Consider the following 26667-nt stretch of genomic DNA (forward strand, 5'->3'; position numbering starts at 1 on the left):
GATAGAATTGCGTCTCGATAAATTTTTAAAAGTTTCCCGGCTTATTAAACGCCGGACATTAGCAAAAGAAGTTTCAGACCAGGGAAGGATTGCGATTAACGGCCAGCAAGCGAAAGCCAGTTCTACAGTTAAAGAGGGAGATGAACTGACCATCCGGTTTGGCCAAAAGATCGTAACTGTAAAAGTAGAAAAGCTTCAAGAAACTTCCCGAAAAGAAGAAGCGGCTGAAATGTACTCTGTCATAAAAGAAGAGCGAATACAGGAATCAGAATAACAAAGGAAAGCGGAGGTTTCATCCTCCGCTCTTGTTCTATTTATCCTTCATTTTTCATACACATGTACAAAGGTTGTACTAAGTGAATGTGAGGGATGATGATGAGTCAATATTACGAAACAAATTCAAGCAAAGGCCCCGTCCAGGAACATGACATCATTATGAGGAGCAGGCGATTGCTTGATATAACAGGGGTCAAGCAAGTAGAAAGTTTTGATAACGAGGAATTTTTGCTGGAGACTGTTATGGGTTTTCTCGCCATACGCGGTCAAAACCTGCAAATGAAAAATCTTGATGTCGATAAAGGAATTGTATCCATTAAAGGTAAAGTGTACGATATTGTTTACTTAGACGAGCATCATGGGGAGAAAGCTAAAGGAATCTTTAGCAAGTTGTTCCGATGACGCTGTCGACACAGTTCATTACGATGCTGGCCATGATTGGCATGGGCAGCTATTTCGGGGCCGCTTTAGATACGTATAACCGGTTTTTACAGCGTTCTCGCCGCAAGAAATGGATTGTTTTTATTAATGATTTATTGTTTTGGCTGTTGCAGGCACTTATCATCTTTTACGTTTTGTTTCTTGTTAATAAAGGAGAAATAAGGTTTTTTATTTTTATTGCTCTTTTGTGCGGATTTGCTGCGTACCAAAGTTTGATCAAACAATTGTATTTGCGTCTTTTGGAATTGGCTATTTTTATCTTTGTATCGACTTATAAGTTTATTGTAAAGACTATTCAAATGCTTATCATAAGGCCTCTTCAATCGTTATTTTTACTCGTCATTTCAATGGTAGCTATGATTGGAAGAGGTCTTTTTGCCCTTGCAAAATTTGTTTTCATGATTCTAACATTTATAGTAAGGACCCTTTTGAGTCCTATCCGGGGCTTGCTTTTCTTTTTTTGGAAGCTCATGCCGAAAAACATTAAAAAATTCGTCGAGAAGTTATATAATAAAGTGGCAGGATTTATTCACCGTTTAAAGAAATATGTTGTAAGCTTTAAAAATAGATGGAAAAATCGTAAAGAGTAGGAGGTTTGCAAACGGTGAGTGCAATAGGAAAACGCAACATTGCCAAAATTGAAACAACGTATTCCCGGAAGCTGGAAATGGCTGAAATCTCGGCAGGCCGAAGACGAAAACTGCTGATTAGGCGTCTCACCGTCTTTTTTATCTTTGCAGCAGCTGTGTCTTTCGCGATGATCTCAACTCTTATATCCCAAGCCTCCATCCTTGAAGAAAAACAAAAAGAAAAAAGGGCTCTTGAAGAGGAATTATCCGGCCTTAAAAAAAGGCAGGTTGTACTGGAAGAGGAAATTGTTAAATTAAACGATGACGAGTACATTGCAAAACTTGCCAGGAGAGATTATTTCCTATCTGAGAATAATGAAATTATCTTTAACCTGCCAAAAGAGAAAAAAGAAAAATCATCCGCAAAGTAGTTTTATTGACACTCTTTTTCTCAATTTTGTATAATATAGAATAAGTATGATTTTTTATTTCTTTAAGGAGGAAAATTTTTTTTATGTCAATCGAAGTAGGCAGCAAGTTGCAAGGTAAGGTAACAGGCATCACTAATTTCGGAGCGTTTGTGGAGCTGCCGGAAGGCTCAACAGGTCTTGTTCATATCAGTGAGGTCGCAGATAATTATGTAAAGGATATTAATGACCACTTAAAGGTTGGAGACGAAGTTGAAGTAAAGGTTATTAATGTTGAAAAAGATGGAAAGATTGGTTTATCCATTAAAAAAGCAAAAGAAAGAAGCGAACAGACTAAACCACAACAATCTTATCCGCCTCGCTCACGTCAAGGCGGCCCGCGTCAAGGGAGAACAAACGATAACCGAAATAATAGCCGAGCCGAATCCTTCGAAGCAAAAATGGCTCGTTTCTTAAAAGACAGTGAAGATCGTTTATCGTCTTTAAAGCGCCACACCGAATCAAAACGCGGCGGAAGAGGAGCCAGACGTGGTTAAGCTGACTTGCTGCTTATTCATGATAGATAGCAGGTTTAAAACGAAATGAACTTGTATGCAAAAGGCAGGTCTTTTAGGCTTGCCTTTTTTAAATTGTTGGAACACATAAAAAGCGCCGGTGTTTAACCGGCGCTTCCGCTTTTCTTGTTGTCTGGCTCCAGCGTCTAGGCCCTCGGGACATAAGCCATCCTCCTGTGGTGGCTGAAGAGCTGCCTCCTCGGAGGCTGTCTTATGCCTTTCGGGCCTGATCGAGACGCTTCCGCTTTTCTTGTTGTCCAGCTCCGCCTCCTAGCCCCTCGAGGTCGCCTCACGCCTGCCGATGAAGCTAAAAAACAGCTTCACCGTCAGGGCCGCAAGCAGCTGTCGGGGCTAATCAGTCGGCTCCGCATTTCGATATAGCGGCGGAGGGGATCGAACCCCCGACCTCACGGGTATGAACCGTACGCTCTAGCCAGCTGAGCTACGCCGCCATTGTTCAAAGGCACATGAAATATAATACATAGTTAAAAAGTTTGTGTCAAGAAATTATGCAAAGAAAAATGTCGCTTTTTAAGCAATTTTAACCAATAATAGTGAGAAAGATGATTTTTTAGGGATTAAGGGCGCAAAAAATAAAATATTTCGATTTTTCCGTTTTCTTTTTAGATAAAAAGATGAAAACAGTCGAACGAATTTCAACTACTTGTCCGCATTTTGACAAACTTTTAAGAAAGCTTCTTTTATAATAATCCCCAAATATAAAAATTAGGGGAGTGGAGTCGAGTGCAAAAGGTAGAACGGAATTTAATTGATTCGATAGGTGAAGTGAATTTTGAACGGCCGAAATTGGAGCTGGCAAAGGCCCTGAAAAAATTACAAGCGAAACTGGAAACTTTTTTTATAAAGAAAGGCTACCTTTTATTATTGATCGGTTTTTTGCTAGGAAGAGCTTTAATTTTGGCGAAGTTAACTCCATTTAGCCTTCCGTTTTTTGCAGCAGTGTATTTTCTAAGAAGAGATAGAGCACCGCTCGCTTTGATTGGATTAGTTGGAGGAGCTGCTACGATATCATTAAAAGTTGCAGTTGTAACATTTGTGGTTGTCTTTCTGTTTCTTTTTTCTTTCCGCATTTCAAAGAAATGGCTGAAAAATGAAATAAAAGCTCTCCCATTTTACGTTTTTTCAATCTTGTTGATTGGAAAAACCGCAGAAAGCTACATTTTTTCCGGACAAGTTACTCTGTATGACGGGATGATGTCGGGTATAGACGCAAGCCTTGGTTTTATCCTTACCTTAATTTTCTTGCAAAGCATTCCATTATTAACGATAACTAAACGCCGGCAAACTTTAAAAACGGAAGAAATTGTTTGTCTAATAATAATGCTCGCTTCTGTTATGACAGGAACCATAGGCTGGTCTGTTTATGATTTATCGATTGAACATATTATGTCGCGGTACCTTGTTTTATTATTTTCATTTGTAGCAGGTGCAACCGTTGGATCGACGGTTGGGGTAGTCACTGGTTTGATTTTCAGTCTTGCTAATGTTTCGAGCTTCTACCATATGAGTCTGCTTGCGTTTGCCGGGCTCTTGGGAGGCCTTCTGAAAGAAGGGAAAAAGATTGGTGTCGCAATCGGTCTTTTCATTGCCACTTTACTAATTGGCATGTATGGCGAAGGCGGCGGACCACTGACAAAAACGTTGCTTGAATCAGCATCCGCAGTATTGTTGCTCTTTCTTACACCAACTGCTTTAACTTCCAAGCTGGCAGCATATATTCCCGGAACACCGGAATACGCAGCGGAACAGCAGCAATATATGAGAAAAATGCGTGATGTAACCGCTCAAAGAGTGGCCCAGTTTTCTAATGTTTTTCAAGCATTATCTAAAAGCTTTTCTTCTTTAGACCAAAAGGAGGCATTTGGAGAAACAGACGGCCGTGAACTGGATTATTTTTTAAGTAATGTTACCGAAAAAACGTGCCAGACATGTTTTAAGAAAGAACATTGCTGGACAAGAAACTTTAATACAACTTATGAATATATGAAAGAAATTATGCATGAGATTGACGAAGAATCGGGAACCATTTCTCAAAAGTTGTCTCGGGAATGGGAGAAGCATTGTACCCGTTCAAAAAGAGTATTGGAAGTTATACAACAAGAATTAACCTTTTATCAGGCTAATCAGAAGCTGAAAAAACAAGTTCAAGAGAGCCGTAAATTAGTAGCGGATCAGTTGCTTGGTGTTTCGGAAGTAATGGAGGATTTTGCGAAGGAAATACAAAGAGAAAGAGAAATCCATTATAAACAAGAAGAGCAAATCCTTGAAGCGCTCCAATCATTTGGCATACACATTGAACATGTTGAAATTTACAGCTTGGATCAAGGGAATGTGGATATTGATATGACCATTCCATATTGCCGTGGGCATGGGGAATGCGAAAAACTCATTGCCCCAATGCTTTCGGACATTCTTGGAGAAACGATCATCGTGGAAGCTGAAGAATGTTCAACATTTCCGAACGGATTTTGCCATGTGACGTTTCGGTCAGCGAAAGCTTACACAGTGGAAACAGGGGTAGCCCATGCTGCAAAGGATGGAGGGCTTGTTTCAGGAGACAGCTATTCGACGATTGAATTAGGGTATGGCAAGTATGCGATTGCAATCAGCGACGGAATGGGCAACGGAGAACGGGCGCATTATGAGAGTAAAGAAACACTCCAATTGCTGCAAAAGATTCTTCAATCAGGCATCGAAGAAAAAGTGGCAATTAAATCCGTTAATTCTGTTTTATCACTCAGAACAACGGATGAAATATTTTCTACTCTTGACTTAGCAATGATCGATTTGCAAAATGCTTCCGCAAAGTTTTTAAAAATTGGTTCAACTCCAAGTTTTATAAAAAGAGGAAGCAAGATCGTAAAAATCTATTCAAGCAATTTGCCAATAGGAATTTTACAGGACTTTGAAGTCGATGTTGTTAGTGAACAACTTAAAGCAGGAGATCTTTTGGTTATGATGAGCGACGGAGTATTTGAAGGCCCTAAACATGTTGAAAACTATGATTTATGGATGAAACGAAAACTGCAAGAATTGCAGACAGACGACCCTCAGCAAATCGCTGACTTAATCTTGGAAGAAGTCATTCGTTCGAGAGCAGGCAATATTGAAGACGATATGACCGTAGTTGTAGCAAAAATAAAGCATAACAATCCGAAGTGGGCTACCATTCCGGTTCAAGGATATAAGAAAAGAGCTTAAACGTTTAAATTGCATTGCTCCTCTTTCATTTATGTATAAATCCCTCCTTTTCCGTCGAAAATGGTAACAACTTTTGAAACGGAGGGAGCCTAATGAAAACAGGAACGTTAAAGCAAATCTTACTGATAACGGACGGATGTTCGAATCAGGGTGAAGATCCTGTTGCGATGGCAGCACTAGCCCGGGAACAGGGAATAAGCGTAAATGTCATTGGAGTTATGGAGCATGATGTCATTGACGAAAATGGTATGAAGGAAATAGAGAATATCGCTTTATCCGGCGGGGGCGTCAGCCAGGTTGTGTATGCCCGGCAGCTTTCACAGACCGTTCAAATGGTTACAAGAAAGGCAATGACACAAACCCTTCAAGGCGTTGTAAATCGGGAGCTTCAACAAATTCTTGGAGGTTCTCAAACGATAGAAGATCTGCCACCCGAAAAAAGAGGCGAAGTAATGGAAGTGGTGGATGAGCTAGGTGAAACAGTTGAATTGGAATTGTTGATTCTTGTCGATACAAGTGCGAGTATGAAACATAAGCTTCCTACTGTAAAAGAGGCTTTGCTCGACCTGTCTCTAAGCCTGAATGCCCGTTTGGGAGATAATCGCTTTTCGTTATTTATATTTCCCGGGAAAAAAAATGATGTCGAAAAATTGCTGGATTGGACTCCAAATCTTGAATCATTGACAAGTATTTTCCCTAAGTTAACAACCGGAGGAATCACACCTACTGGACCGGCGATCCGTGAAGCGCTTAGTGCCTTTAATAAAAAACGGTCGTTAAGGAGTTTGCTTTCTCGTGATGATGAACAATTCTTTGAAGAATCGATTTAAAGTAGTTCCAGGTACGGTCATTGAAGGAAAATGGCACAGAAATCGATATACGATTGTGAAAGAATTGGGATATGGCGCTAATGGGATTGTTTTTTTAGCAAAAGCCGGTAATAAACATGTAGCTTTAAAGTTGAGTGACAATGGAATGTCGATCATATCCGAGGGGAATGTGTTAAAATCTTTTGCAAAGGTCCAGGGATCTGCCCTTGGACCTTCTTTACTGGATGTCGATGATTGGGAAACAAACAGCGGAAAAATCTCTTTTTATGCAATGGAATATATTCATGGGCCTGATTTGCTTACGTTCATTAAAACGAAAGGGAAAGCGTGGACAAGCATTTTAATTCTTCAGCTTCTGTCTGATCTGGAGCAATTGCATAAAAACGGATGGGTGTTTGGAGATTTGAAACCGGATAATCTTATTGTCACTGGGCCGCCTCCGAAAATTCGCTGCATTGATGTTGGAGGAACAACGGTTCAAGGAAGGGCCATTAAAGAGTTTACCGAATTTTATGACAGAGGGTATTGGGGTCTTGGTACAAGAAAAGCAGATCCTCAATATGATTTATTTGCGGTGGGCATGATTTTCATGAATATTGCTTATCCTAAACGGTTCACGAAACAAACTGGAGGTCTTCAACAGCTTAAGGCTGCAATTCGGCAGCAACAAGAATTGCATAAATATGAAGACATCATTTTAAAAGCGCTTAAAGGACATTATTTAACTGCAGAGGAAATGCGTAATGAATTGTTAAGGGTGGTTGGAGCCGGTAGGCCAAAGCGTGATGATCAGCAGCCGGTATTTGCTTCCGGCCGACGGCGTTTTCTGCAACAAAACAGCAGGCGTGCCATGAAAAAGCAAAAAAAACGAGGCAGCTTTTTTGAAACGCTTCTGATCGTCTTTGTTATTTCACTGCTTTACATTATATATATATATGGGCAAATTTTTTAACATTTTCTTTTCGGGAATATGAAACCCTTTCTTAACTGAATACGTAATAAAAAATATCAATGAAAACCGACCATTTTTGAAATGAGAGCGTTAAAAGCGATAAGTAATCAAAATTGTTTTTTTTCAGAAAATGAATCACTTTCTAATTGCCAAGGTATATTTAACTATATTTTTAAGGAAGAAGACGACATGTTAGAACAAAAAGTTGAAGCCTTTCTTAAGCGAAACAATATGAATCTTGATAATAAAGATATATTAGTGGGAGTCTCAGGGGGGCCGGATTCGCTGGCGCTTCTCCATTATTTATGGAGTCTTAAAGAAGAACGGAACCTTCAAATTGTAGCGGGGCACGTTGATCATATGTTTCGGGGAAATGAATCGTACGAAGATGCATTGTTTGTAAAGGATTTTTGCGAAAAGAGGGGGATCCCTTTTGAAATGGCCAGAATAAATGTACCAGAGTATATTGAAAGATCAGGAAAAAGCCCTCAGGCCGCCGCACGTGACTGCCGCTACAATTTCTTTAAAAAGATAATGAAAAAACATGGCCTTCGATTTTTAGCTCTTGGCCACCACGGGGATGATCAGATTGAAACCATCTTAATGAGGCTGACAAGGGGCAGCTCCGGAACTGCAAGAGCCGGTATCTCCTTCCAAAGACCTTTTCATGATGGCATGATTATTCGCCCATTTCTCGGAATAAGCCGGAAGGACATCGAAAAGTATTGCAAGCGGCATCGTTTGGAGCCGAGATTGGATCCGAGCAATAATAAAAACATTTATGTCAGAAATCGGTTCCGTCATCACGTGCTCCCATTTTTGCAATCGGAAAATCCGCAAGTACACGAGCATTTTCAGCGTTTTAGCGAGGATTTGGAGCGCGATGAAAAGTATTTACAGGAATTAACTGTCGAAAAAATGAATACAGTAATCATTAATAAAGAACAAGACCGGGTGACGATCGATATTCCTGCATTCCGGTTATTGCCGATGCCTTTACAAAGGAGAGGGATTCAACTAATATTATACTATCTTTATAAGGATATACCTGCTTCTCTTTCCGCGGTACATATTGATCATGTATTTTCTTTATTAAGCAGTTCTCATCCTTCCGGAACGCTTGATTTCCCAAATAATCTAACCATTTTGCGATCTTATAATCAATGCCATTTTCAATTTGGGATAGGCCAAAGGAAACCTTTTCGGTTTGAGATTGCCGAACCCGGTACAGTATTACTTCCTAATGGCCGGAAAATTACAATGGAATATACCGACAAAGCATTTATTGATACAGACTTAAATAGTTTCGTTTTTAATGCAAAAGAAGTTCCGCTTCCATTAATTATAAGATCGAGGAAAAACGGCGACAGAATGACGATAAAGGGTATGAAGGGATCAAAAAAGATAAAAGATATTTTTATTGACTGTAAAATTCCTTTGCTGGAAAGAGATGAGTGGCCGGTAGTGACAGATCAAAACGGTACAATTCTTTGGCTTCCTGGCCTGAAAAAGTCCAATTTTATTTTAAACGAAAATGAAAACAGCATTTACATTAAATTAACATACACAAATCAATGATTCTTCTAGGGGGCTCACATTCCATGAAAAACGACATTGAAAAAATTTTAATTACAGAAGAAGAAATTCAAGAAAAAATTAAGGAATTAGCAGCTGAATTAACTGCAGAATATGATGGCCGTTTTCCGTTAGCAATCGGGGTGCTGAAAGGAGCAATGCCTTTTATGGCAGACCTTCTGAAGAGAATAGATACATATCTTGAAATGGATTTCATGGACGTGTCCAGTTATGGGAACTCCACTGTATCCTCAGGGGAAGTCAAAATTTTGAAGGATTTAGATACTTCTGTTGAAGGACGGGATATATTAATCATTGAGGATATTATCGACAGCGGTTTAACTCTCAGCTATCTTGTCGAGCTTTTCCGCTACCGGAAAGCAAAATCAATTAAGATTGTTACGCTACTTGACAAGCCTACAGGAAGAAAAGCTGATATTCAAGCGGACTATGTAGGGTTTATTGTTCCGGATGAATTTGTCGTAGGGTACGGATTAGATTACGCTGAAAAATATAGAAACCTTCCGTTTATTGGTGTATTAAAACCGGAAGTATACAGCAATAATGGTTAAGTAAAGAAGACGAGTAAGAATTGATTTTTCCGTTGAAATGTCGTATTTCTGACAAGTCTTATTCCTTGTACTGGCATGATTTTCTGTGATACTATTTTATATAGTTTGTTTACCGTGGGAGGAGGTAAGGGATGAATCGGATCTTCCGTAATACCATCTTTTATTTATTGATATTTTTAGTCATTATTGGCGTTGTTAGCTTCTTTAATGGCAACAACCAGCCAAGAGAACATATATCTTATGATCAATTCATCGAGCATTTGGAAAACGGAGACATCAAATCTCTTTCAATGCAGCCTGAACGGGGTGTATTTGAAGTACGAGGCAAGTTAAAGGGCTATGATGAAGATAAATACTTTTTAACTTATGTTTGGAATAGCGACAATTTGCTCGACCGCATCCATAAGGCAGCTGCGGAAGCAAAAGTTGAGGTAATGCCTGCCAAGGAAACAAGCGGCTGGGTAACATTTTTTACCTCCATCATTCCGTTTATCATCATCTTTATCCTTTTCTTCTTCTTACTAAACCAGGCACAGGGCGGCGGCAGCCGTGTCATGAACTTTGGGAAAAGCAAAGCGAAGCTTTATAACGAAGATAAGAAAAAGGTGCGTTTTAAAGATGTAGCGGGTGCAGATGAAGAAAAGCAAGAACTTGTTGAAGTTGTTGAATTTTTAAAAGATCCGCGCAAATTTTCAGAACTTGGTGCACGCATTCCGAAAGGCGTTCTCTTAGTGGGCCCTCCGGGTACAGGTAAAACATTGCTGGCGCGTGCAGTTGCCGGTGAAGCCGGTGTTCCGTTCTTTTCAATCAGCGGTTCAGACTTCGTTGAAATGTTTGTCGGGGTCGGAGCTTCTCGTGTGCGCGATTTATTTGAAACTGCGAAGAAGAATGCTCCATGTATTATCTTTATTGACGAAATTGATGCAGTCGGCCGCCAGCGCGGAGCAGGACTTGGCGGAGGCCATGACGAGCGCGAGCAGACATTAAACCAATTGCTTGTTGAAATGGATGGGTTTGGCGCGAATGAAGGGATTATTATTATCGCTGCCACAAACCGGCCGGATATTTTAGACCCTGCCTTACTGCGTCCGGGACGTTTTGACCGCCAGATTACAGTTGACCGTCCTGATGTAAAAGGACGTGAAGCGGTACTTAAAGTTCATGCACGAAATAAGCCTCTTGATGAGTCTGTCAACTTAAAAAATATTGCGATGCGGACTCCGGGATTTTCCGGTGCGGACCTTGAAAACTTGCTCAACGAAGCTGCGCTGGTGGCAGCTCGTCAGAATAAGAAAAAAATTGATATGTCTGACATAGATGAAGCAACAGACCGTGTCATTGCCGGTCCTGCGAAAAAGAGCCGTGTTATTTCGGAAAAAGAACGTAAAATTGTTGCTTTCCACGAAGCCGGTCATACTGTTATCGGCTTGATGCTGGATGAAGCTGAAATGGTTCATAAAGTAACGATTGTTCCGCGGGGCCAAGCAGGCGGATATGCGGTCATGCTTCCTAAAGAAGATCGTTATTTCATGACAAAACCCGAATTGCTTGATAAAATTACCGGCCTTTTAGGCGGCCGAGTAGCGGAAGAAATTGTGTTCGGTGAAGTCAGCACTGGTGCACATAATGACTTCCAGCGTGCAACAGGCATTGCGCGAAGAATGGTTACTGAGTTTGGGATGAGTGATAAGCTTGGTCCTTTGCAGTTTGGACAATCACAAGGCCAAGTGTTCTTAGGAAGAGATATCCATAGCGAACAAAACTATTCCGATGCGATTGCATATGAGATCGATTTAGAAATTCAGCGTATTATTAAAGAATGTTATGAGAAAGCAAGAAATATTTTATCGGAAAACCGTGATAAGCTTGACCTTATAGCAAATACGTTATTAGAAGTGGAAACACTCGATGCAGAGCAAATCAAACACCTTGTCGAGCATGGCAAACTTCCTGATCATTCTGCTGCCCGTGTTAACAAAAATGCAGACGATGTGAAGGTAAATATTAATACTAAAAAAGACGAAGAATTGCCGGCAAACGGTGAAGGCGCTATTAAAGAGGAACATACTACCGGTCTTAATTCCCGTTTCTCTGATGATACGGGAAATATCGATGAAGACCGCCGGAATTCTTAAGAAATTTATCATTTTTGCCGAAATTGGCAATCAAAAAATAAGGGGCTGACTCATAAAGGTCTGACTCCCTCCAACGATGACAGTATATAGAATGGTTTTATTGGTGTTTGTCTATATATTGTTTTGGAGGGGTTTGACCCTTTGCATATGAGCCAGCCCCTTTTTTGCCATTAAGTTTAACATTTTTTAGGTTTTTTCAATTGCACGAATGACTATGGATTGTGTTATGATATGTTGGCAGTGTGACACAATCATTAATTCATAAAGTGGTGAGTCGGTTGATTTTTGTATTTGATGTAGGAAACACAAATATTGTATTAGGAGTATATGATGAAGATAAATTAAAACACCATTGGCGGATAGAGACAGATCGGTATAAAACAGAAGATGAATATGGAATGATCATAAAGAACCTATTTGAGCATGAAAACCTTTCGTTTTCACAAATAAACGGCATTATCATTTCTTCTGTTGTTCCGCCGATTATGTACGCTCTTGAAACAATGTGTCAAAAATATTTTCATATTAAACCGCTTATTGTAGGACCAGGAATTAAAACGGGCTTAAATATTAAATATGAAAACCCCCGTGAAGTTGGAGCGGATCGAATTGTCAACGCGGTAGCCGCCATTCATGAGTATGGAAGTCCGTTAATCATTGCTGATTTTGGAACAGCTACAACATATTGTTATATTAATGAGAAAAAGCAATATATGGGTGGTGCGATCGCCCCCGGGATTAACATTTCGACAGAAGCTCTTTACTCAAGAGCGGCAAAACTTCCCAGAATTGAAATTGCCCGCCCTGATAACATTATTGGGAAAAATACAGTTGCCGCTATGCAGGCGGGTATTTTATACGGGTATGTCGGCCAGGTAGAGGGTATTGTAAAAAGAATGAAAGCTCAAAGCAAACAAAACCCGACTGTTATTGCGACAGGAGGTCTTGCTTCTTTAATAGCGGCGGAATCAGACGTGATTGATATTGTTGATCCGTTTTTAACCCTTAAAGGGCTGCAGCTAATTTATAAAAGAAATATGGGCGAATAGTCTAACAACGAGAAAGGAGTATTTTTATGAATGATTATTTAGTAAAGGCTTTGGCGTTTAATGGACAGATAAGAGCGTATGCCGTTAAAAGTACAGAAACGGTCGGAGAGGCACAAAGACGCCACGGAACATGGCCGACTGCATCTGCGGCATTGGGCAGAGCGATAACAGCCGGTGCAATGATGGGGGCCATGTTAAAAGGAGAAGAAAAGCTGACGATAAAAATTGAGGGCGGCGGACCAATCGGAGCTATTTTAGTGGACAGTAATGCCAAAGGAGAGGTACGCGGTTATGTTACGAATCCCCAAGTCCATTTTGATTTGAATGAGCATGGCAAGCTTGATGTTAGGAGAGCTGTCGGAACGGAAGGAACTCTTACTGTTGTTAAAGATATTGGCTTGCGCGATTATTTTACCGGACAAGTTCCAATTGTGTCCGGAGAATTAGGAGAAGATTTTACGTATTACTTTGCTTCATCTGAACAAGTTCCTTCTTCTGTTGGCGTAGGCGTGCTTGTTAATCCGGATAATTCCATTTTAGCTTCAGGCGGGTTTATTTTGCAGCTTATGCCGGGAACAGACGATCAAATTATTACAAAGATTGAAAATCGGTTAAAAGAAATTCCTCCGGTATCAAAGTTAATTGAAAAAGGCTTAACACCTGAAGAGTTATTGAACGAGCTCTTAGGGGAAGAAAATGTAAAAATACTGGAAACTCTGTCTGTTTCCTTTACATGTAATTGTTCGAAAGAGAGATTTGGAAATGCGATTATTAGCCTTGGGCAAGAAGAAATTACCGATATGATTGAAAATGAAGGAAAAGCTGAAGCGCAGTGCCATTTTTGTAATAATATTTATGTTTATTCGAAAGAGGAATTAGAAGAACTGAGGGAAGAAGCGAAATAACCATTTTTTCTTTTAAAAATAGTTTTAATTTATAAAGCCGAAAAGCGTCTTTGGATTAGATACGCAGTCTAGCTCCAGCGCCTAGCCCCTCGAGGTCGCTTCGGTCCTGCCAATGAAGTCAAAAAGCGACTTCACCGGCAGGCCCTCCAGCGCTTGTCGGGGCTAACCAAGGCGCTTGCGCTTTTCGAATGGGGGAACAAAGGTTGGGGAAGAATCAACTTTGGATGATTATTGCCGCTTTAGTTGCGCTAAATTGTTTTACGTTCATTTTCTTTTTATCCAAAACAGAGTGGGCTTTCGGTAACGGAGAAACGGTTGCTACGGTAGGAAATGATTCGATTTCAAGGCAAGAGTGGATAAATGAATTGGAAACAAGGTACGGAAAAGATACATTAAGGGATCTTGTTGACCAAAAAGTGGTTGAACAGATGGCTGAAAAGTATCACATTAAAGTTTCGGAACAGGATGTCAACAGAGAATTAATAATGATGAAATCCCTTTATGGATCATATGGCCAACAACAGGGAAACGAAGAAAAGTGGAAGCAGCAAATCAAATACAGCCTTTTGCTTGAAGAGCTGTTGACAAGGGATGCGGTGATTGAGGAAGAAGAACTGAAATCCTATTACAAGCAAAACAAAAATTTATTTGATATCCCGGATTCTTATCATGTATCACAAATCGTCACAAAATCGAAAAAGGATGCCGAACAAACTATGCGGGAATTAGAACAAGGTTCAAACTTTCAGGCACTGGCAATGGAGCGGTCCATTGATGAATTTACAGCAAACCAAGGTGGAGACCTTGGGTTTGTGAGTGAAGAAGATGATCGAATTCCTGCATCGGTATTTAACAAAATAAAAGTGCTGGAACCGGGAAAATGGAGCGAACCGATTGAAACAAAAAACGGCTACACAATTATTTTTCTCCATGAAAAGGTGCCGGGGAAGAAATATTCCTATAAAGAAGTAAAAGATCAAATTCGCCGCCAAATTGCTTTAGAGCAAATGGATGTTCCTATTTCTGCCCAAACGTTCTGGGAGGAAGCAAAGGTTGATTGGCTTTACGGCAAGGGAGAAAAAGAATCATAGTGGCTAAGGATCAGACCCCATAACACAAGATATTGGACATAATGTTGGATAAATGTGCTATAAATGATAAATGCACATGAGGTCAGACTCTTATGAGACAGCCTCTATTAAAGAATAATTAGAGTGATTTTTCAAAAATGATTGACACAGAACAAATTGATTGGTAAATTTTAATAAAACCAATAAAAATACTCGGATTAAGGAGTGAAAACAATGGTTCGTGTGGCAAATTCTATTGCTGAACTTGTAGGACAAACACCGATTGTCAAATTAAATCGTCTAACAGATGAAAACAGCGCAGAAGTATACTTAAAACTCGAATATTTTAATCCCGGAAGCAGTGTAAAAGACCGGATTGCATTGGCGATGATCGAGGCTGCAGAAGAAAAAGGAGTATTGAAGCCGGGGGATACGATCATAGAACCTACAAGCGGAAATACCGGAATTGGGCTGGCAATGATTGCGGCTGCAAAAGGATATAAAACAGTAATTGTAATGCCGGAAACAATGAGTTTGGAGCGCCGCAACCTATTGCGTGCTTATGGTGCAGAATTAGTATTGACTCCCGGACCGGATGGAATGAAAGGGGCAATCAAAAAAGCGGAAGAACTGGTTAAGGAACACGGCTACTTTATGCCACAGCAATTCAAAAACGAAGCAAATCCGGAAATTCACCGGAGAACAACCGGAAAAGAAATTGTTGAACAAATGGGCGATCAGTTGGATGCGTTTGTATCCGGAATCGGAACAGGCGGAACGATTACAGGCGCTAGCGAGGTTCTTCGAGGAAAATATCAAGATATTAAAATTTATGCAGTTGAACCGGCAGATTCTCCGGTATTATCAGGAGGAAAACCGGGACCCCATAAAATTCAGGGAATTGGAGCAGGATTTGTTCCGGATGTCCTCAATACAGAAATTTATGATGAAATCATTCAAGTAACAAATGATCAAGCATTTGAATATGCGAGACGTGCTGCGAAAGAAGAAGGCATTCTATGCGGAATTTCCTCAGGGGCAGCCATTTATGCTGCTCTGGAAGTGGCGAAGAAGCTTGGAAAAGGAAAGAAAGTATTAGCCATCATTCCGGACAATGGGGAACGCTATTTGAGTACACCTTTATACCAATTTGAATAAAGTTTACGGGGCATTGGCAGGGGCCATGCCTCTTTTTCTTCAAAAATACTTATAAAGCACAATCTTGATCATGTATGATAGGAGTTGAGAAATTTTTTAGGGGGTACTTTATTAAGTGAAGCAGCTTAAGATCTATAGTAAAAAAATTCCATATTCTCACTCCCGTTTTTTTAAGCAATATTGTCTATTATCAAAAGATCAGTCTTATCATGTTTTCCTCGAAAGCGGAAGAGGAGGACGATATAGTATTGCGGGGCTACAGCCATACATCGTAATGGAAGGGAAAGGCTCCCGCCTTAAAATCATCAGTAAAGAAAAGACCGATTTCCTTTCCGGAAATCCCCTTCATCTATTAAAAAATTGGCTGAAAAACTATCATGTTGAAAAACGAGCGGATCTCCCAGATTTTCAGGGCGGAGCAATCGGATACATAAGCTATGATTATGGCCGTCAAATTGAACGGCTGCCGAATATTTCCCAGGACGACTTATTGATTCCGGACATTTATTTTTTATTGTTTAAAGAATGGTTTGTATTTGATCATGAGGAAAAAGTATTGTGGCTCATGTTTTTGTATGAAGAAAAAGAAATAAAGAAGGTTGAAGAATCGGCAAAATATTGGGAGCAGCAATGGTTTAAGTCTCAAAGAGAGGAACCGGAAACAGTCAACAAAAAATTGTCTGATAAGCTTGAGGTTTCATTAACTGAAAAGGAATTTATCGAGGCCGTGGAAAAGGTGCAGCAATACATTCGCCAAGGCGATGTTTTTCAAGTGAATTTGTCTGTTCGTCAATCGAAACCAATCGAAATCCCTGCCTTAAGTGTTTATAAACAGCTGCGAGTCTTGAATCCATCGCCTTATATGGGATATTTTCACGTCCCGGAATTTCAGCTGGTAAGCGGTTCACCGGAACTTTTAGTGAAAAAGAAAGGAAAAGAAGTAAGTACCCGGCCGATCGCCGGAACCCGTTCCCGGGGAAAAGACGACAAAGAAGATCTGAAACTTGCAAATGAACTGATCGAAAATGAAAAAGAACGGGCTGAACACGTTATGCTCGTTGATCTGGAAAGAAATGATTTAGGAAGAGTGTGCAAGTACGGAACAGTCGAAGTGAACGAATTTATGGTTATAGAAAAATATTCGCATGTCATGCACATTGTTTCAAACGTAAGGGGTGAGCTAGAAGATAATAAAGATGGGTTCGATTTGATTGATGCGGTATTTCCTGGCGGCACGATTACAGGAGCCCCGAAAGTGCGGACAATGGAAATTATTGAAGAATTAGAGCCGGTACGAAGAGGCCCTTATACAGGATCCCTTGGCTGGATCGGCTTTAATGGAGATCTTGAGTTAAACATTATTATCAGGACCATGCTTGTCAAAGACGGGATGGCACATGTCCAGTCGGGTGCAGGGATTGTCATTGATTCAAACCCGAAGTATGAGTATAAAGAATCGTTAAAAAAGGCGCTTGCCCTTTGGAAAGCAAAAGAGCAGGCAGAAGCGGCAAAAGGTGAGACAGATGATTTTTATGATTGATAATTATGATTCATTTACCTACAATCTTGTGCAGTATTTAGGAGAATTAGGTCAGGATTTACTTGTTAAGCGCAATGACCAAGTCACGGTCGATGAAATTGCCCAACTAAATCCGAAATATATTATGATTTCACCGGGTCCGTGCAGCCCGAACGAAGCGGGAATCAGCATGGAAGCGATTCGTTATTTTGCCGGCAAGGTGCCGGTTTTTGGCGTCTGCCTCGGGCATCAGTCGATCGCACAAGTTTTTCATGGTGAGGTAGTCCAAGCGGAACGTTTCATGCACGGAAAAACGTCACTTATTTTTCATGATGGAAAAACAATTTTTAAGGATTTGCCTAATCCATTTCCTGCAACGAGATATCATTCACTAATTGTAAAAAGAGAAACTCTTCCTGACTGCTTGGAGGTTTCTGCATGGACGGAAGAAGGGGAGATTATGGCTCTAAGGCACAAATATTTGCCGATTGAAGGTGTCCAATTTCATCCTGAATCGATTATGACAACGGCCGGGAAACAGCTTTTAAGGAATTTCGTAGAATACTATCATGCCAATCAACAAACAAGTACTTTGAAAAGTACGGGAAGGTCATAACGATGTACATTTATATAAATGGAAAATTTGTGAAGGAGAATGAGGCGACGATCTCGCCATTTGACCACGGGTTTTTATACGGGCTCGGATTATTTGAAACTTTTCGCATCTATGATGGGCATCCTTTTTTGCTCGATGATCATCTCGAGCGCCTAAACAGCGGTTTAAAAACACTCAACATATGTGCAGAGTTTAGCCGAAGCGAAATAGTAGAGATATTAGCATCCTTAATGAATAAGAATGGCTGGAAAAACGCATACATAAGGCTTAATGTTTCAGCAGGCGCCGGAGAGGTTGGTTTGCAAACAGAACCGTATGAAAGCCCTAATGTGATCATTTTTTCAAAGCCGCTTCCTTCAGCCGGGGAATTAGCAGAGAAAGAAATTTCCATTTTAAATATTAAAAGAAATACGCCCGAGTCCGAACTCCGATTAAAATCACACCATTTTCTTAATAATTTTTTAGCCAAGCATGAAATAGGCAATCATCCTCGTCGTGAAGGGATTTTTCTTACAGAAGAAGGATTTTTGGCTGAAGGAATTGTCTCAAATATTTTCTGGGTAAAAGGAAAAACGTTGTACACCCCGTCTGTCAAAACGGGGATTTTAAATGGAGTCACCAGGCAGTTTGTCATAAAGCTTGCAGAAAAGCAGGGATATGAAGTACAGGAAGGTTTTTATAAACCGGAAGATGCCGAAAGTGCGGAAGAAATCTTTTTGACAAATTCGATACAGGAAGTCGTTCCGGTTTCGAACTTTCACAATAAGCAAATGGCAGGGCTGAATGGAAAGACAGTCCGGCTGCTGCACCGGGAATTCCGCAAGTACTGTATGACTTTATGGAGCAGAAACGAAATCGTTTAGGAGGAAAGAACGTGGCAAATAAGCAATTCATTCAAGCCGGCCCTTACAGGCTGGATTATGGAAAAAAAACAATTATTATGGGGATTTTAAATATAACACCAGATTCTTTTTCGGATGGAGGAAAATACAATCGGCTGGACTCAGCTGTTGAACATGCACTTGAAATGGTAGAGAACGGCGCGGATATAATTGATATCGGTGGAGAATCAACACGCCCGGGGCATGAGCCTGTACCGTTGGAAGTGGAATTGGAGAGGGTTATACCTGTGATCGAAGCGGTTGCTTCAAAAGTAAATGTGCCGATTTCAATCGATACTTATAAAGCGGAAGTGGCAAGGCAAGCAATTAAGGCAGGTGCCCATATTATTAATGATGTATGGGGTGCAAAAGCAGATCCGGAAATGGCTGCTGTTGCGGCTGATCTTCAAGTTCCAATTATCCTCATGCACAATCGAAACAACCGGGATTATAGCGTCTTCTTTCGCGATGTGATCAATGATTTGTTTGAGAGCATTACGTTAGTCAAAAATGCCGGAGTGAAAGATGATATGATTATTTTAGACCCAGGCATCGGGTTTGCAAAAGATCTGACGCTAAACATAGAAATGATGAGAAACTTGGACAAATTAGTTGCACTAGGGTTTCCGGTACTTTTAGGAACATCGCGAAAATCGATGATTGGCCACGTATTGGATCTACCGGTAACTGAACGGGTAGAAGGCACAGCAGCGACAGTCTGCTACGGAATTCAGAAAGGCTGCCACATCATTCGCGTTCATGATGTGAAAGAAATGAGCCGGGTTGCCAAAATGATGGATACCCTTATCGGAAAGGGGGAAATTTGATGGACAAAATTATGTTAAATCAAATGACCTTCTATGGCTATCATGGAGTATTTCCGGAAGAAACAAAACTCGGCCAGCGCTTTATTGTTGATTTGACAGTTGAGTGTGATCTTAAGAAAGCGGGAGAGAGTGATAACCTGGAAGACTCGGTCAACTATGGAGACTTATATGAAGCCTGCCGGGAAGTGGTTGAAGGAAAACCATATAAGCTCGTGGAAGCAGTCGCAGAAAAAATCGCCTCGAAAATCCTTTACAATTTTAATACGGTTGAATCATGCACAGTAAAAGTGACGAAACCGGACCCGCCGATTCCCGGTCATTATGAATCTGTAGCAGTAGAGATTACAAGGAGAAGATAATTTGTGGAAAATTATGCATATATCGCTCTTGGTTCGAATATCGGGGACCGATACGGTTATTTAAAAAAAGCTGTTTTGGAATTAGATAACTTTGAAGGAATCGAAGTAGTAAGAACTTCTTCCATTTATGAAACCGATCCGGTCGGCTATGAAGACCAAGATAAATTTTTGAATATGGTAATTAAAGTTAATACATCTCTAGGACCCTTTGAATTATTGGATAATTGTCTTGACATTGAACAAAAGTTTGGAAGGAAAAGGGAAATAAAGTGGGGTCCGCGGACGATAGATCTTGACATTCTTTTATACAATAACGAAAATATTGAAACAGAGAAACTAACAGTTCCTCATCCTCGGATGAAAGAAAGAGCATTTGTCATGATTCCTTTTATGGAAATCAGAAACAGCACGCTTCCGGTGATGAAGAAGCCTTTTGATCCTTTGTTAGAATCAATCCCTAATAAAGAAGGAGTTCGAATATGGAAGCAGAAAAATGGGGAAGACGTATTCGCGCTTTTCGAAAATTAAAGGGTTACACACAAGAAGGTTTTGCAAAGGAGCTTGGTGTTTCCGTTTCCATATTAGGAGAAGTGGAAAGAGGAAACCGAATGCCTTCAAGGGATTTCCTCGAACAAGTTGCATCTTTGTTAAATATTCATATAGAGGAATTAATTCCGCCTGAGGTAAATGATATAGATTCGTAACTTTAGTTTAAAAGGAGGTACAACATGCTGAAAATCGGCGATATTGAGATGAAAAACCCGGTTGTGCTTGCGCCGATGGCTGGTGTTTGCAACTCTGCGTTCCGCCTGACTGTAAAAGAGTTTGGAGCGGGCCTTGTATACGCGGAAATGGTCAGTGACAAAGGGATCGTTTACAAGAACGAAAAAACATTGGACATGCTTTATATCGATGAACGCGAAAAACCGCTGAGCCTGCAAATTTTTGGCGGCGAAAAAGAGTCATTGGTTGAAGCGGCTAAGTTTGTAGATAAAAATACGAATGCCGATATTATTGATATTAATATGGGCTGTCCGGTACCGAAAATTACAAAGGTTGATGCAGGAGCAAAGTGGCTTCTTGATCCTAACAAAATTTATGATATGGTTGCAGCTGTCGTCGATGCGGTAGAAAAACCGGTCACGGTAAAAATGCGTACAGGTTGGGATGAAGAACATGTTTATGCCGTTCAAAATGCGCAGGCTGTAGAACGTGCCGGCGGAAGCGCGGTAGCCATCCATGGACGCACTCGTTACCAAATGTATGAAGGGAAGGCAGACTGGAATATTATCCGTGAAGTGAAGCAAGCTGTTAACATCCCGGTTATCGGAAACGGAGATGTAGAGACTCCTCAAGATGCAAAGCGGATGCTAGATGAAACCGGAGTGGACGGCGTTATGATTGGTCGTGCTGCATTAGGTAATCCATGGATGATTTACCGCACCGTTAAATATCTTGAGACCGGGGAACTGATTGGAGAGCCGTCAGCTCGTGAAAAAATTGATGTGTGCATTCTTCATTTAGACCGCTTGATTGCATTGAAAAATGAAAACATTGCTGTTCGGGAAATGAGAAAGCATGCTGCATGGTACCTTAAAGGAATCCGTGGAAATGCAAAGGTTCGAAATGCAATTAATGAATGCAATACACGCGATGAACTTGTTACGTTGTTATATAATTTCGTCGAAGAAGTCGAACAAAAAGAACAGAGTCAATCACAAGCCGTGTAAGATTTGACATAAATAGGTTCTTTATCTATAATACATGTGTTAATGATTAGAAGCTGCCAGTGGATAAACTGGCAGTTTTTATTCTATTTATTACTTTTATAATGTCTAATTGTATAAGATTGTGTAAAATAATAAAGTATGCATGCCAAATTAATGCAATTACGATGCTTTACATGAAGTTTTTATATTGGAGTTGATTGATTGTGAGTCATGAAGAATTAAATGACCAATTAAAAGTAAGAAGAGACAAAATGAACCAGCTTCGCGAAAAAGGTCTTGACCCTTTCGGTAAACGGTTTGAAAGAACTCATCATGCGCAGGAACTGATCAATACATATGGAGATCTTGAAAAAGAAGAAATTGAAGCAAAAAACGTTTCTGTTACAATTGCCGGCCGCATCATGACAAAGCGTGGAAAAGGGAAAGCCGGGTTTGCCCATATTCAAGACTTAACCGGTCAAATTCAAATTTACGTTCGCCTCGATACTGTTGGTGTAGAACAATATGAAATTTTTAATATGGCTGACCTCGGTGACATTGTAGGGGTAACAGGTACACTTTTTAAAACAAAAGTTGGCGAACTTTCTGTAAAAGTAGAATCATTCATTCTTCTAACAAAATCTCTTCGTCCGCTGCCGGAAAAATTCCACGGATTAAAAGACGTGGAACAGCGTTATCGCCAACGTTATTTAGACTTAATCATGAACAACGAAAGCAAGGACACATTTATTACTCGCAGCCGGATTATCCAATCTATGCGCCGTTATTTAGATGATCACGGTTATTTAGAAGTGGAAACGCCAATGATGCATGCGATTGCAGGTGGAGCCTCTGCTCGTCCGTTTATTACCCATCATAATGCTCTTGATATGCCTTTATATATGCGCATTGCCATCGAACTTCATCTAAAACGTTTAATTGTTGGCGGCCTTGAAAAGGTATATGAAATTGGCCGTGTATTCCGAAATGAAGGGGTATCAACCCGCCATAATCCTGAATTCACAATGATTGAACTTTATGAAGCGTATGCTGATTACCGTGACATTATGAAATTAACTGAAAACTTAATCGCTCATATTGCACAGGAAGTGCTTGGAACGACAACCATCCAATATGGCGAACATGAAGTGGAACTAAAACCGGAATGGAAACGACTTCATATGGTCGACGCAATTAAAGAGTATACTGGTGTCGACTTCTGGAAAGAGATGAGTACTGAAGAAGCCCGTGCACTTGCTAAAGAGCACAATGTTGAAATTGACGATCATATGCTGTTCGGTCATATTGTTAATGAATTTTTTGAGCAAAAAGTAGAAGACAAATTGATTCAGCCAACATTTATTTACGGACATCCGGTTGAAATTTCACCATTGGCTAAAAAGAATGATGAAGACCCTCGCTTCACAGACCGTTTTGAATTATTTATTGTTGGCCGTGAGCATGCAAATGCGTTTACTGAATTAAATGATCCAATTGATCAGCGTGAACGCTTCGAAGCTCAGCTTAAAGAACGGGAGCAGGGAAATGATGAAGCTCACATGATGGATGATGATTTCATTGAAGCACTTGAATATGGAATGCCGCCAACAGGCGGTTTAGGAATCGGGATCGACAGGCTTGTCATGCTGTTGACAAATTCCCCATCCATTCGGGATGTTCTTTTATTCCCGCTAATGCGCCATCGTTAATCTCCAACGAAAAAAGCAAAGCGACTGGAAATCGCTTTGTTTTTTTATATTGGAGTTAATTATCAAAATTCAGATTATAATTAAGGGATTCTGCGGAATTATTTTTTCTTAGACTATCGCGTAAAAAAGTATAAATAAATGTATTGCAACAAATAAATAATGGTGCTATATTATTATCTGTTGCTGCAAGAAAGCAATAAAACAAATTGAAAAAAAGTATTGACACAAGGTTCCGCACCTGGTATTATAGAAAAGTCGCTTCCGAGCGACACAGAAAGAAATTAATATGAACTTCTAAAATAAATCTAAGTGATAGTTTTAGAAATTATTTACATTGCTCCTGCGCCACAGAGTATTCGAAGAAGCAAATCTTCAGCTCGTCGCAAGGTAGCATGAAGAGAATTCGCTGATGTTCATCACGATGTGATTGAAGTCAGTAACCTTGTTCCTTGAAAACTGAACAAACAAAAGCGTCAACGTTAATTCTTTTTTTGAGCTTAATCTTACTCTTTTTTGGAGAGTTTGATCCTGGCTCAGGACGAACGCTGGCGGCGTGCCTAATACATGCAAGTCGAGCGGACTGATGGGAGCTTGCTCCCTGAGGTCAGCGGCGGACGGGTGAGTAACACGTGGGCAACCTGCCTGTAAGACTGGGATAACTTCGGGAAACCGGAGCTAATACCGGATAATCCTCTTTCCCGCATGGGAAAGAGCTGAAAGATGGCTTCGGCTATCACTTACAGATGGGCCCGCGGCGCATTAGCTAGTTGGTGAGGTAACGGCTCACCAAGGCGACGATGCGTAGCCGACCTGAGAGGGTGATCGGCCACACTGGGACTGAGACACGGCCCAGACTCCTACGGGAGGCAGCAGTAGGGAATCTTCCGCAATGGACGAAAGTCTGACGGAGCAACGCCGCGTGAGCGAAGAAGGCCTTCGGGTCGTAAAGCTCTGTTGTCAGGGAAGAACAAGTACCGTTCGAATAGGGCGGTACCTTGACGGTACCTGACCAGAAAGCCACGGCTAACTACGTGCCAGCAGCCGCGGTAATACGTAGGTGGCAAGCGTTGTCCGGAATTATTGGGCGTAAAGCGCGCGCAGGCGGTTCCTTAAGTCTGATGTGAAAGCCCACGGCTCAACCGTGGAGGGTCATTGGAAACTGGGGAACTTGAGTGCAGAAGAGGAGAGCGGAATTCCACGTGTAGCGGTGAAATGCGTAGAGATGTGGAGGAACACCAGTGGCGAAGGCGGCTCTCTGGTCTGTAACTGACGCTGAGGCGCGAAAGCGTGGGGAGCAAACAGGATTAGATACCCTGGTAGTCCACGCCGTAAACGATGAGTGCTAAGTGTTAGAGGGTTTCCGCCCTTTAGTGCTGCAGCTAACGCATTAAGCACTCCGCCTGGGGAGTACGGCCGCAAGGCTGAAACTCAAAGGAATTGACGGGGGCCCGCACAAGCGGTGGAGCATGTGGTTTAATTCGAAGCAACGCGAAGAACCTTACCAGGTCTTGACATCCTCTGACAATCCTGGAGACAGGACGTTCCCCTTCGGGGGACAGAGTGACAGGTGGTGCATGGTTGTCGTCAGCTCGTGTCGTGAGATGTTGGGTTAAGTCCCGCAACGAGCGCAACCCTTGACCTTAGTTGCCAGCATTCAGTTGGGCACTCTAAGGTGACTGCCGGTGACAAACCGGAGGAAGGTGGGGATGACGTCAAATCATCATGCCCCTTATGACCTGGGCTACACACGTGCTACAATGGATGGTACAAAGGGCTGCGAGACCGCGAGGTTGAGCCAATCCCAAAAAACCATTCTCAGTTCGGATTGCAGGCTGCAACTCGCCTGCATGAAGCCGGAATCGCTAGTAATCGCGGATCAGCATGCCGCGGTGAATACGTTCCCGGGCCTTGTACACACCGCCCGTCACACCACGAGAGTTTGTAACACCCGAAGTCGGTGAGGTAACCGCAAGGAGCCAGCCGCCTAAGGTGGGACAGATGATTGGGGTGAAGTCGTAACAAGGTAGCCGTATCGGAAGGTGCGGCTGGATCACCTCCTTTCTAAGGATTTTAAATATGAAGAGTTGATCGCTTTTGTTTGTTCAGTTTTGAGGGAGCAATTCCTTCATTAATAATAAGGTGAATCAGAAGCGAGCTATTTGAGGAAGCAAACGAGCGAAGACCGGAGCGTACCTGATTGTACGTGAGGATCTGAGTGAGTGAAGCTGACGAAGAAAAGCGAAGCTTATCATTTGCCGTTCGTTCTTTGAAAACTAGATAATTGTATTGAAGAAGGCAAAAGAAGAACCGAGTATCGCCATTTTAGGTTTCAAACCTTTTAGGTTAAGTTAGAAAGGGCGCACGGTGGATGCCTTGGCACTAGGAGCCGATGAAGGACGGGACTAACACCGATATGCTTCGGGGAGCTGTAAGTAAGCATTGATCCGGAGATTTCCGAATGGGGAAACCCCCTATCCGTAATGGGATAGGATCCTAACCTGAATCCATAGGGTTAGGAGGGCAGACCCGGGGAACTGAAACATCTAAGTACCCGGAGGAAGAGAAAGCAAACGCGATTCCCTGAGTAGCGGCGAGCGAAACGGGAACAGCCCAAACCAAGAGGCTTGCCTCTTGGGGTTGTAGGACACTCTGTATGGAGTTACAAAGGAACGGGGTAGACGAAGAGGTCTGGAAAGGCCCGTCAGAGAAGGTAACAACCCTGTAGTCGAAACTTCGTTCCCTCCTGAGTGGATCCTGAGTACGGCGGGACACGTGAAATCCCGTCGGAAGCAGGGAGGACCATCTCCCAAGGCTAAATACTCCCTAGTGACCGATAGTGAACCAGTACCGTGAGGGAAAGGTGAAAAGCACCCCGGGAGGGGAGTGAAAGAGAACCTGAAACCGTGTGCCTACAAGTAGTCAGAGCCCGTTCATGGGTGATGGCGTGCCTTTTGTAGAATGAACCGGCGAGTTACGATCACATGCAAGGTTAAGTCGAAAAGACGGAGCCGCAGCGAAAGCGAGTCTGAACAGGGCGAATGAGTATGTGGTCGTAGACCCGAAACCAGGTGATCTACCCATGTCCAGGGTGAAGTCCAGGTAACACTGGATGGAGGCCCGAACCCACGCACGTTGAAAAGTGCGGGGATGAGGTGTGGGTAGCGGAGAAATTCCAATCGAACTTGGAGATAGCTGGTTCTCTCCGAAATAGCTTTAGGGCTAGCCTCAAGTGTAAGAGTCTTGGAGGTAGAGCACTGTTTGGACTAGGGGCCCTCATCGGGTTACCGAATTCAGACAAACTCCGAATGCCA

24 protein-coding genes, 1 tRNA gene and 2 rRNA genes (1 of these 27 cut by a window edge) are annotated in these 26667 nt (G+C 41.6%); 26 read left to right on the forward strand and 1 reads right to left on the reverse strand.

The features are described from left to right. Positions 1-7: 7 nt before the first annotated feature. The 5 genes from C0966_RS14585 (at position 8) to C0966_RS14605 (ending at position 2250) form a co-directional block, all read left to right on the forward strand. Positions 8-274 (forward strand): RNA-binding S4 domain-containing protein, encoded by a 267-nt coding sequence (locus C0966_RS14585; protein WP_274856453.1) that lies wholly within the window; start codon positions 8-10, stop codon positions 272-274. Between the two features lie 101 nt (positions 275-375). Then, positions 376-678, forward strand: a complete 303-nt coding sequence (yabP, locus tag C0966_RS14590; protein WP_274856454.1) for a sporulation protein YabP — start codon at positions 376-378, stop codon at positions 676-678. Then, a complete protein-coding gene (gene yabQ, locus C0966_RS14595) occupies positions 675-1307 on the forward strand; it encodes a spore cortex biosynthesis protein YabQ (protein WP_274856455.1) in 633 nt (210 codons plus the stop codon). Before yabP ends, yabQ begins: the two co-directional genes overlap by 4 nt. Positions 1308-1321: 14 nt before the next feature. Continuing rightward, positions 1322-1717 (forward strand): FtsB family cell division protein, encoded by a 396-nt coding sequence (locus tag C0966_RS14600; RefSeq protein ID WP_274856456.1) that lies wholly within the window; start codon positions 1322-1324, stop codon positions 1715-1717. 83 nt (positions 1718-1800) lie between these two features. After that, complete coding sequence (locus C0966_RS14605) at positions 1801-2250, forward strand: S1 domain-containing RNA-binding protein (protein ID WP_274856457.1); 450 nt, start codon at positions 1801-1803, stop codon at positions 2248-2250. A 396-nt stretch (positions 2251-2646) separates the two neighbouring features. On the opposite strand, the gene C0966_RS14610 is transcribed toward C0966_RS14605, so the two are convergent. After that, positions 2647-2720: transfer RNA gene (locus tag C0966_RS14610), tRNA-Met, on the reverse strand. Between the two features lie 292 nt (positions 2721-3012). Here C0966_RS14610 and spoIIE point away from each other — a divergent pair. The 21 genes from spoIIE to C0966_RS14715 all read left to right on the forward strand — a co-directional run. Then, the gene (gene spoIIE / locus C0966_RS14615; protein WP_274856458.1) at positions 3013-5490 is read left to right on the forward strand and encodes a stage II sporulation protein E; all 2478 of its coding nucleotides are present in this window, start codon (positions 3013-3015) and stop codon (positions 5488-5490) included. 92 nt (positions 5491-5582) lie between these two features. After that, positions 5583-6320 carry a VWA domain-containing protein gene (locus C0966_RS14620; protein ID WP_274856459.1) on the forward strand — a complete coding sequence of 246 codons (738 nt, stop codon included), beginning with the start codon at positions 5583-5585 and terminating at the stop codon, positions 6318-6320. Then, positions 6289-7272: a protein kinase domain-containing protein gene (locus C0966_RS14625; RefSeq protein WP_274856847.1), complete on the forward strand. Its 984-nt coding sequence runs from the start codon at positions 6289-6291 to the stop codon at positions 7270-7272. Before C0966_RS14620 ends, C0966_RS14625 begins: the two co-directional genes overlap by 32 nt. 189 nt (positions 7273-7461) lie before the next feature. Next, entirely contained in the window at positions 7462-8850 is a 1389-nt protein-coding gene (tilS, locus tag C0966_RS14630; protein ID WP_274856460.1) for a tRNA lysidine(34) synthetase TilS, read from the forward strand. 23 nt (positions 8851-8873) lie between these two features. Beyond that, entirely contained in the window at positions 8874-9419 is a 546-nt protein-coding gene (hpt, locus tag C0966_RS14635; protein WP_274856461.1) for a hypoxanthine phosphoribosyltransferase, read from the forward strand. 131 nt (positions 9420-9550) lie between these two features. After that, complete coding sequence (gene ftsH, locus C0966_RS14640) at positions 9551-11554, forward strand: ATP-dependent zinc metalloprotease FtsH (RefSeq protein WP_274856462.1); 2004 nt, start codon at positions 9551-9553, stop codon at positions 11552-11554. Positions 11555-11832: 278 nt separating this feature from the next. Further along, complete coding sequence (locus tag C0966_RS14645) at positions 11833-12603, forward strand: type III pantothenate kinase (RefSeq protein WP_274856463.1); 771 nt, start codon at positions 11833-11835, stop codon at positions 12601-12603. 26 nt (positions 12604-12629) lie between these two features. Beyond that, on the forward strand, positions 12630-13508 hold the full coding sequence (gene hslO, locus C0966_RS14650; protein ID WP_274856464.1) for an Hsp33 family molecular chaperone HslO: 879 nt from the start codon (positions 12630-12632) through the stop codon (positions 13506-13508). 203 nt (positions 13509-13711) lie between these two features. Continuing rightward, the gene (locus C0966_RS14655) at positions 13712-14599 is read left to right on the forward strand and encodes a peptidyl-prolyl cis-trans isomerase (RefSeq protein WP_274856465.1); all 888 of its coding nucleotides are present in this window, start codon (positions 13712-13714) and stop codon (positions 14597-14599) included. A gap of 213 nt (positions 14600-14812) precedes the next feature. Further along, positions 14813-15736 carry a cysteine synthase A gene (gene cysK / locus C0966_RS14660; protein WP_274856466.1) on the forward strand — a complete coding sequence of 308 codons (924 nt, stop codon included), beginning with the start codon at positions 14813-14815 and terminating at the stop codon, positions 15734-15736. A gap of 115 nt (positions 15737-15851) precedes the next feature. Then, complete coding sequence (locus tag C0966_RS14665) at positions 15852-17276, forward strand: anthranilate synthase component I family protein (protein ID WP_274856467.1); 1425 nt, start codon at positions 15852-15854, stop codon at positions 17274-17276. After that, positions 17260-17871, forward strand: coding sequence for an aminodeoxychorismate/anthranilate synthase component II (pabA, locus tag C0966_RS14670; protein ID WP_274856468.1), 612 nt, complete (start codon positions 17260-17262; stop codon positions 17869-17871). The genes C0966_RS14665 and pabA overlap by 17 nt, the downstream gene beginning before the upstream one ends. A gap of 2 nt (positions 17872-17873) precedes the next feature. Continuing rightward, a complete protein-coding gene (gene pabC, locus C0966_RS14675; RefSeq protein ID WP_274856469.1) occupies positions 17874-18734 on the forward strand; it encodes an aminodeoxychorismate lyase in 861 nt (286 codons plus the stop codon). Continuing rightward, a complete protein-coding gene (gene folP, locus C0966_RS14680; RefSeq protein WP_425535949.1) occupies positions 18710-19579 on the forward strand; it encodes a dihydropteroate synthase in 870 nt (289 codons plus the stop codon). Before pabC ends, folP begins: the two co-directional genes overlap by 25 nt. Then, positions 19579-19938: a dihydroneopterin aldolase gene (gene folB / locus C0966_RS14685; RefSeq protein ID WP_274856471.1), complete on the forward strand. Its 360-nt coding sequence runs from the start codon at positions 19579-19581 to the stop codon at positions 19936-19938. The genes folP and folB overlap by 1 nt, the downstream gene beginning before the upstream one ends. Before the next feature lie 3 nt (positions 19939-19941). Then, positions 19942-20466, forward strand: coding sequence for a 2-amino-4-hydroxy-6-hydroxymethyldihydropteridine diphosphokinase (gene folK, locus C0966_RS14690; RefSeq protein WP_274856472.1), 525 nt, complete (start codon positions 19942-19944; stop codon positions 20464-20466). Next, complete coding sequence (locus C0966_RS14695) at positions 20418-20642, forward strand: helix-turn-helix domain-containing protein (RefSeq protein WP_274856473.1); 225 nt, start codon at positions 20418-20420, stop codon at positions 20640-20642. The genes folK and C0966_RS14695 overlap by 49 nt, the downstream gene beginning before the upstream one ends. A gap of 24 nt (positions 20643-20666) precedes the next feature. Further along, positions 20667-21668, forward strand: a complete 1002-nt coding sequence (gene dusB, locus C0966_RS14700) for a tRNA dihydrouridine synthase DusB (protein ID WP_274856474.1) — start codon at positions 20667-20669, stop codon at positions 21666-21668. Between the two features lie 203 nt (positions 21669-21871). Next, complete coding sequence (gene lysS, locus C0966_RS14705) at positions 21872-23356, forward strand: lysine--tRNA ligase (RefSeq protein WP_274856475.1); 1485 nt, start codon at positions 21872-21874, stop codon at positions 23354-23356. Between the two features lie 510 nt (positions 23357-23866). Continuing rightward, positions 23867-25417: ribosomal RNA gene (locus C0966_RS14710) — 16S ribosomal RNA — on the forward strand. A gap of 280 nt (positions 25418-25697) precedes the next feature. Further along, positions 25698-26667: ribosomal RNA gene (locus tag C0966_RS14715) — 23S ribosomal RNA — on the forward strand (it continues 1963 nt past the right edge of the window). The 16S and 23S rRNA genes sit together here, the layout of an rRNA operon.

Origin of the sequence: Bacillus methanolicus (assembly GCF_028888695.1) — a bacterium.
Classification (GTDB): domain Bacteria; phylum Bacillota; class Bacilli; order Bacillales; family Cytobacillaceae; genus Bacillus_Z; species Bacillus_Z methanolicus_B.

Coding starts and splice junctions, on each gene's coding strand:
- pabA (WP_274856468.1), top strand. CDS start 17,260: ATGATTTTTATGATTGATAATTATGATTCATTTACCTACAATCTTGTG.
- hpt (WP_274856461.1), top strand. CDS start 8,874: ATGAAAAACGACATTGAAAAAATTTTAATTACAGAAGAAGAAATTCAA.
- yabP (WP_274856454.1), top strand. CDS start 376: ATGAGTCAATATTACGAAACAAATTCAAGCAAAGGCCCCGTCCAGGAA.
- C0966_RS14605 (WP_274856457.1), top strand. CDS start 1,801: ATGTCAATCGAAGTAGGCAGCAAGTTGCAAGGTAAGGTAACAGGCATC.
- tilS (WP_274856460.1), top strand. CDS start 7,462: ATGTTAGAACAAAAAGTTGAAGCCTTTCTTAAGCGAAACAATATGAAT.
- C0966_RS14620 (WP_274856459.1), top strand. CDS start 5,583: ATGAAAACAGGAACGTTAAAGCAAATCTTACTGATAACGGACGGATGT.
- pabC (WP_274856469.1), top strand. CDS start 17,874: ATGTACATTTATATAAATGGAAAATTTGTGAAGGAGAATGAGGCGACG.
- ftsH (WP_274856462.1), top strand. CDS start 9,551: ATGAATCGGATCTTCCGTAATACCATCTTTTATTTATTGATATTTTTA.
- cysK (WP_274856466.1), top strand. CDS start 14,813: ATGGTTCGTGTGGCAAATTCTATTGCTGAACTTGTAGGACAAACACCG.
- hslO (WP_274856464.1), top strand. CDS start 12,630: ATGAATGATTATTTAGTAAAGGCTTTGGCGTTTAATGGACAGATAAGA.
- folB (WP_274856471.1), top strand. CDS start 19,579: ATGGACAAAATTATGTTAAATCAAATGACCTTCTATGGCTATCATGGA.
- C0966_RS14625 (WP_274856847.1), top strand. CDS start 6,289: ATGATGAACAATTCTTTGAAGAATCGATTTAAAGTAGTTCCAGGTACG.
- yabQ (WP_274856455.1), top strand. CDS start 675: ATGACGCTGTCGACACAGTTCATTACGATGCTGGCCATGATTGGCATG.
- C0966_RS14695 (WP_274856473.1), top strand. CDS start 20,418: ATGGAAGCAGAAAAATGGGGAAGACGTATTCGCGCTTTTCGAAAATTA.
- folP (WP_425535949.1), top strand. CDS start 18,710: ATGGAGCAGAAACGAAATCGTTTAGGAGGAAAGAACGTGGCAAATAAG.
- dusB (WP_274856474.1), top strand. CDS start 20,667: ATGCTGAAAATCGGCGATATTGAGATGAAAAACCCGGTTGTGCTTGCG.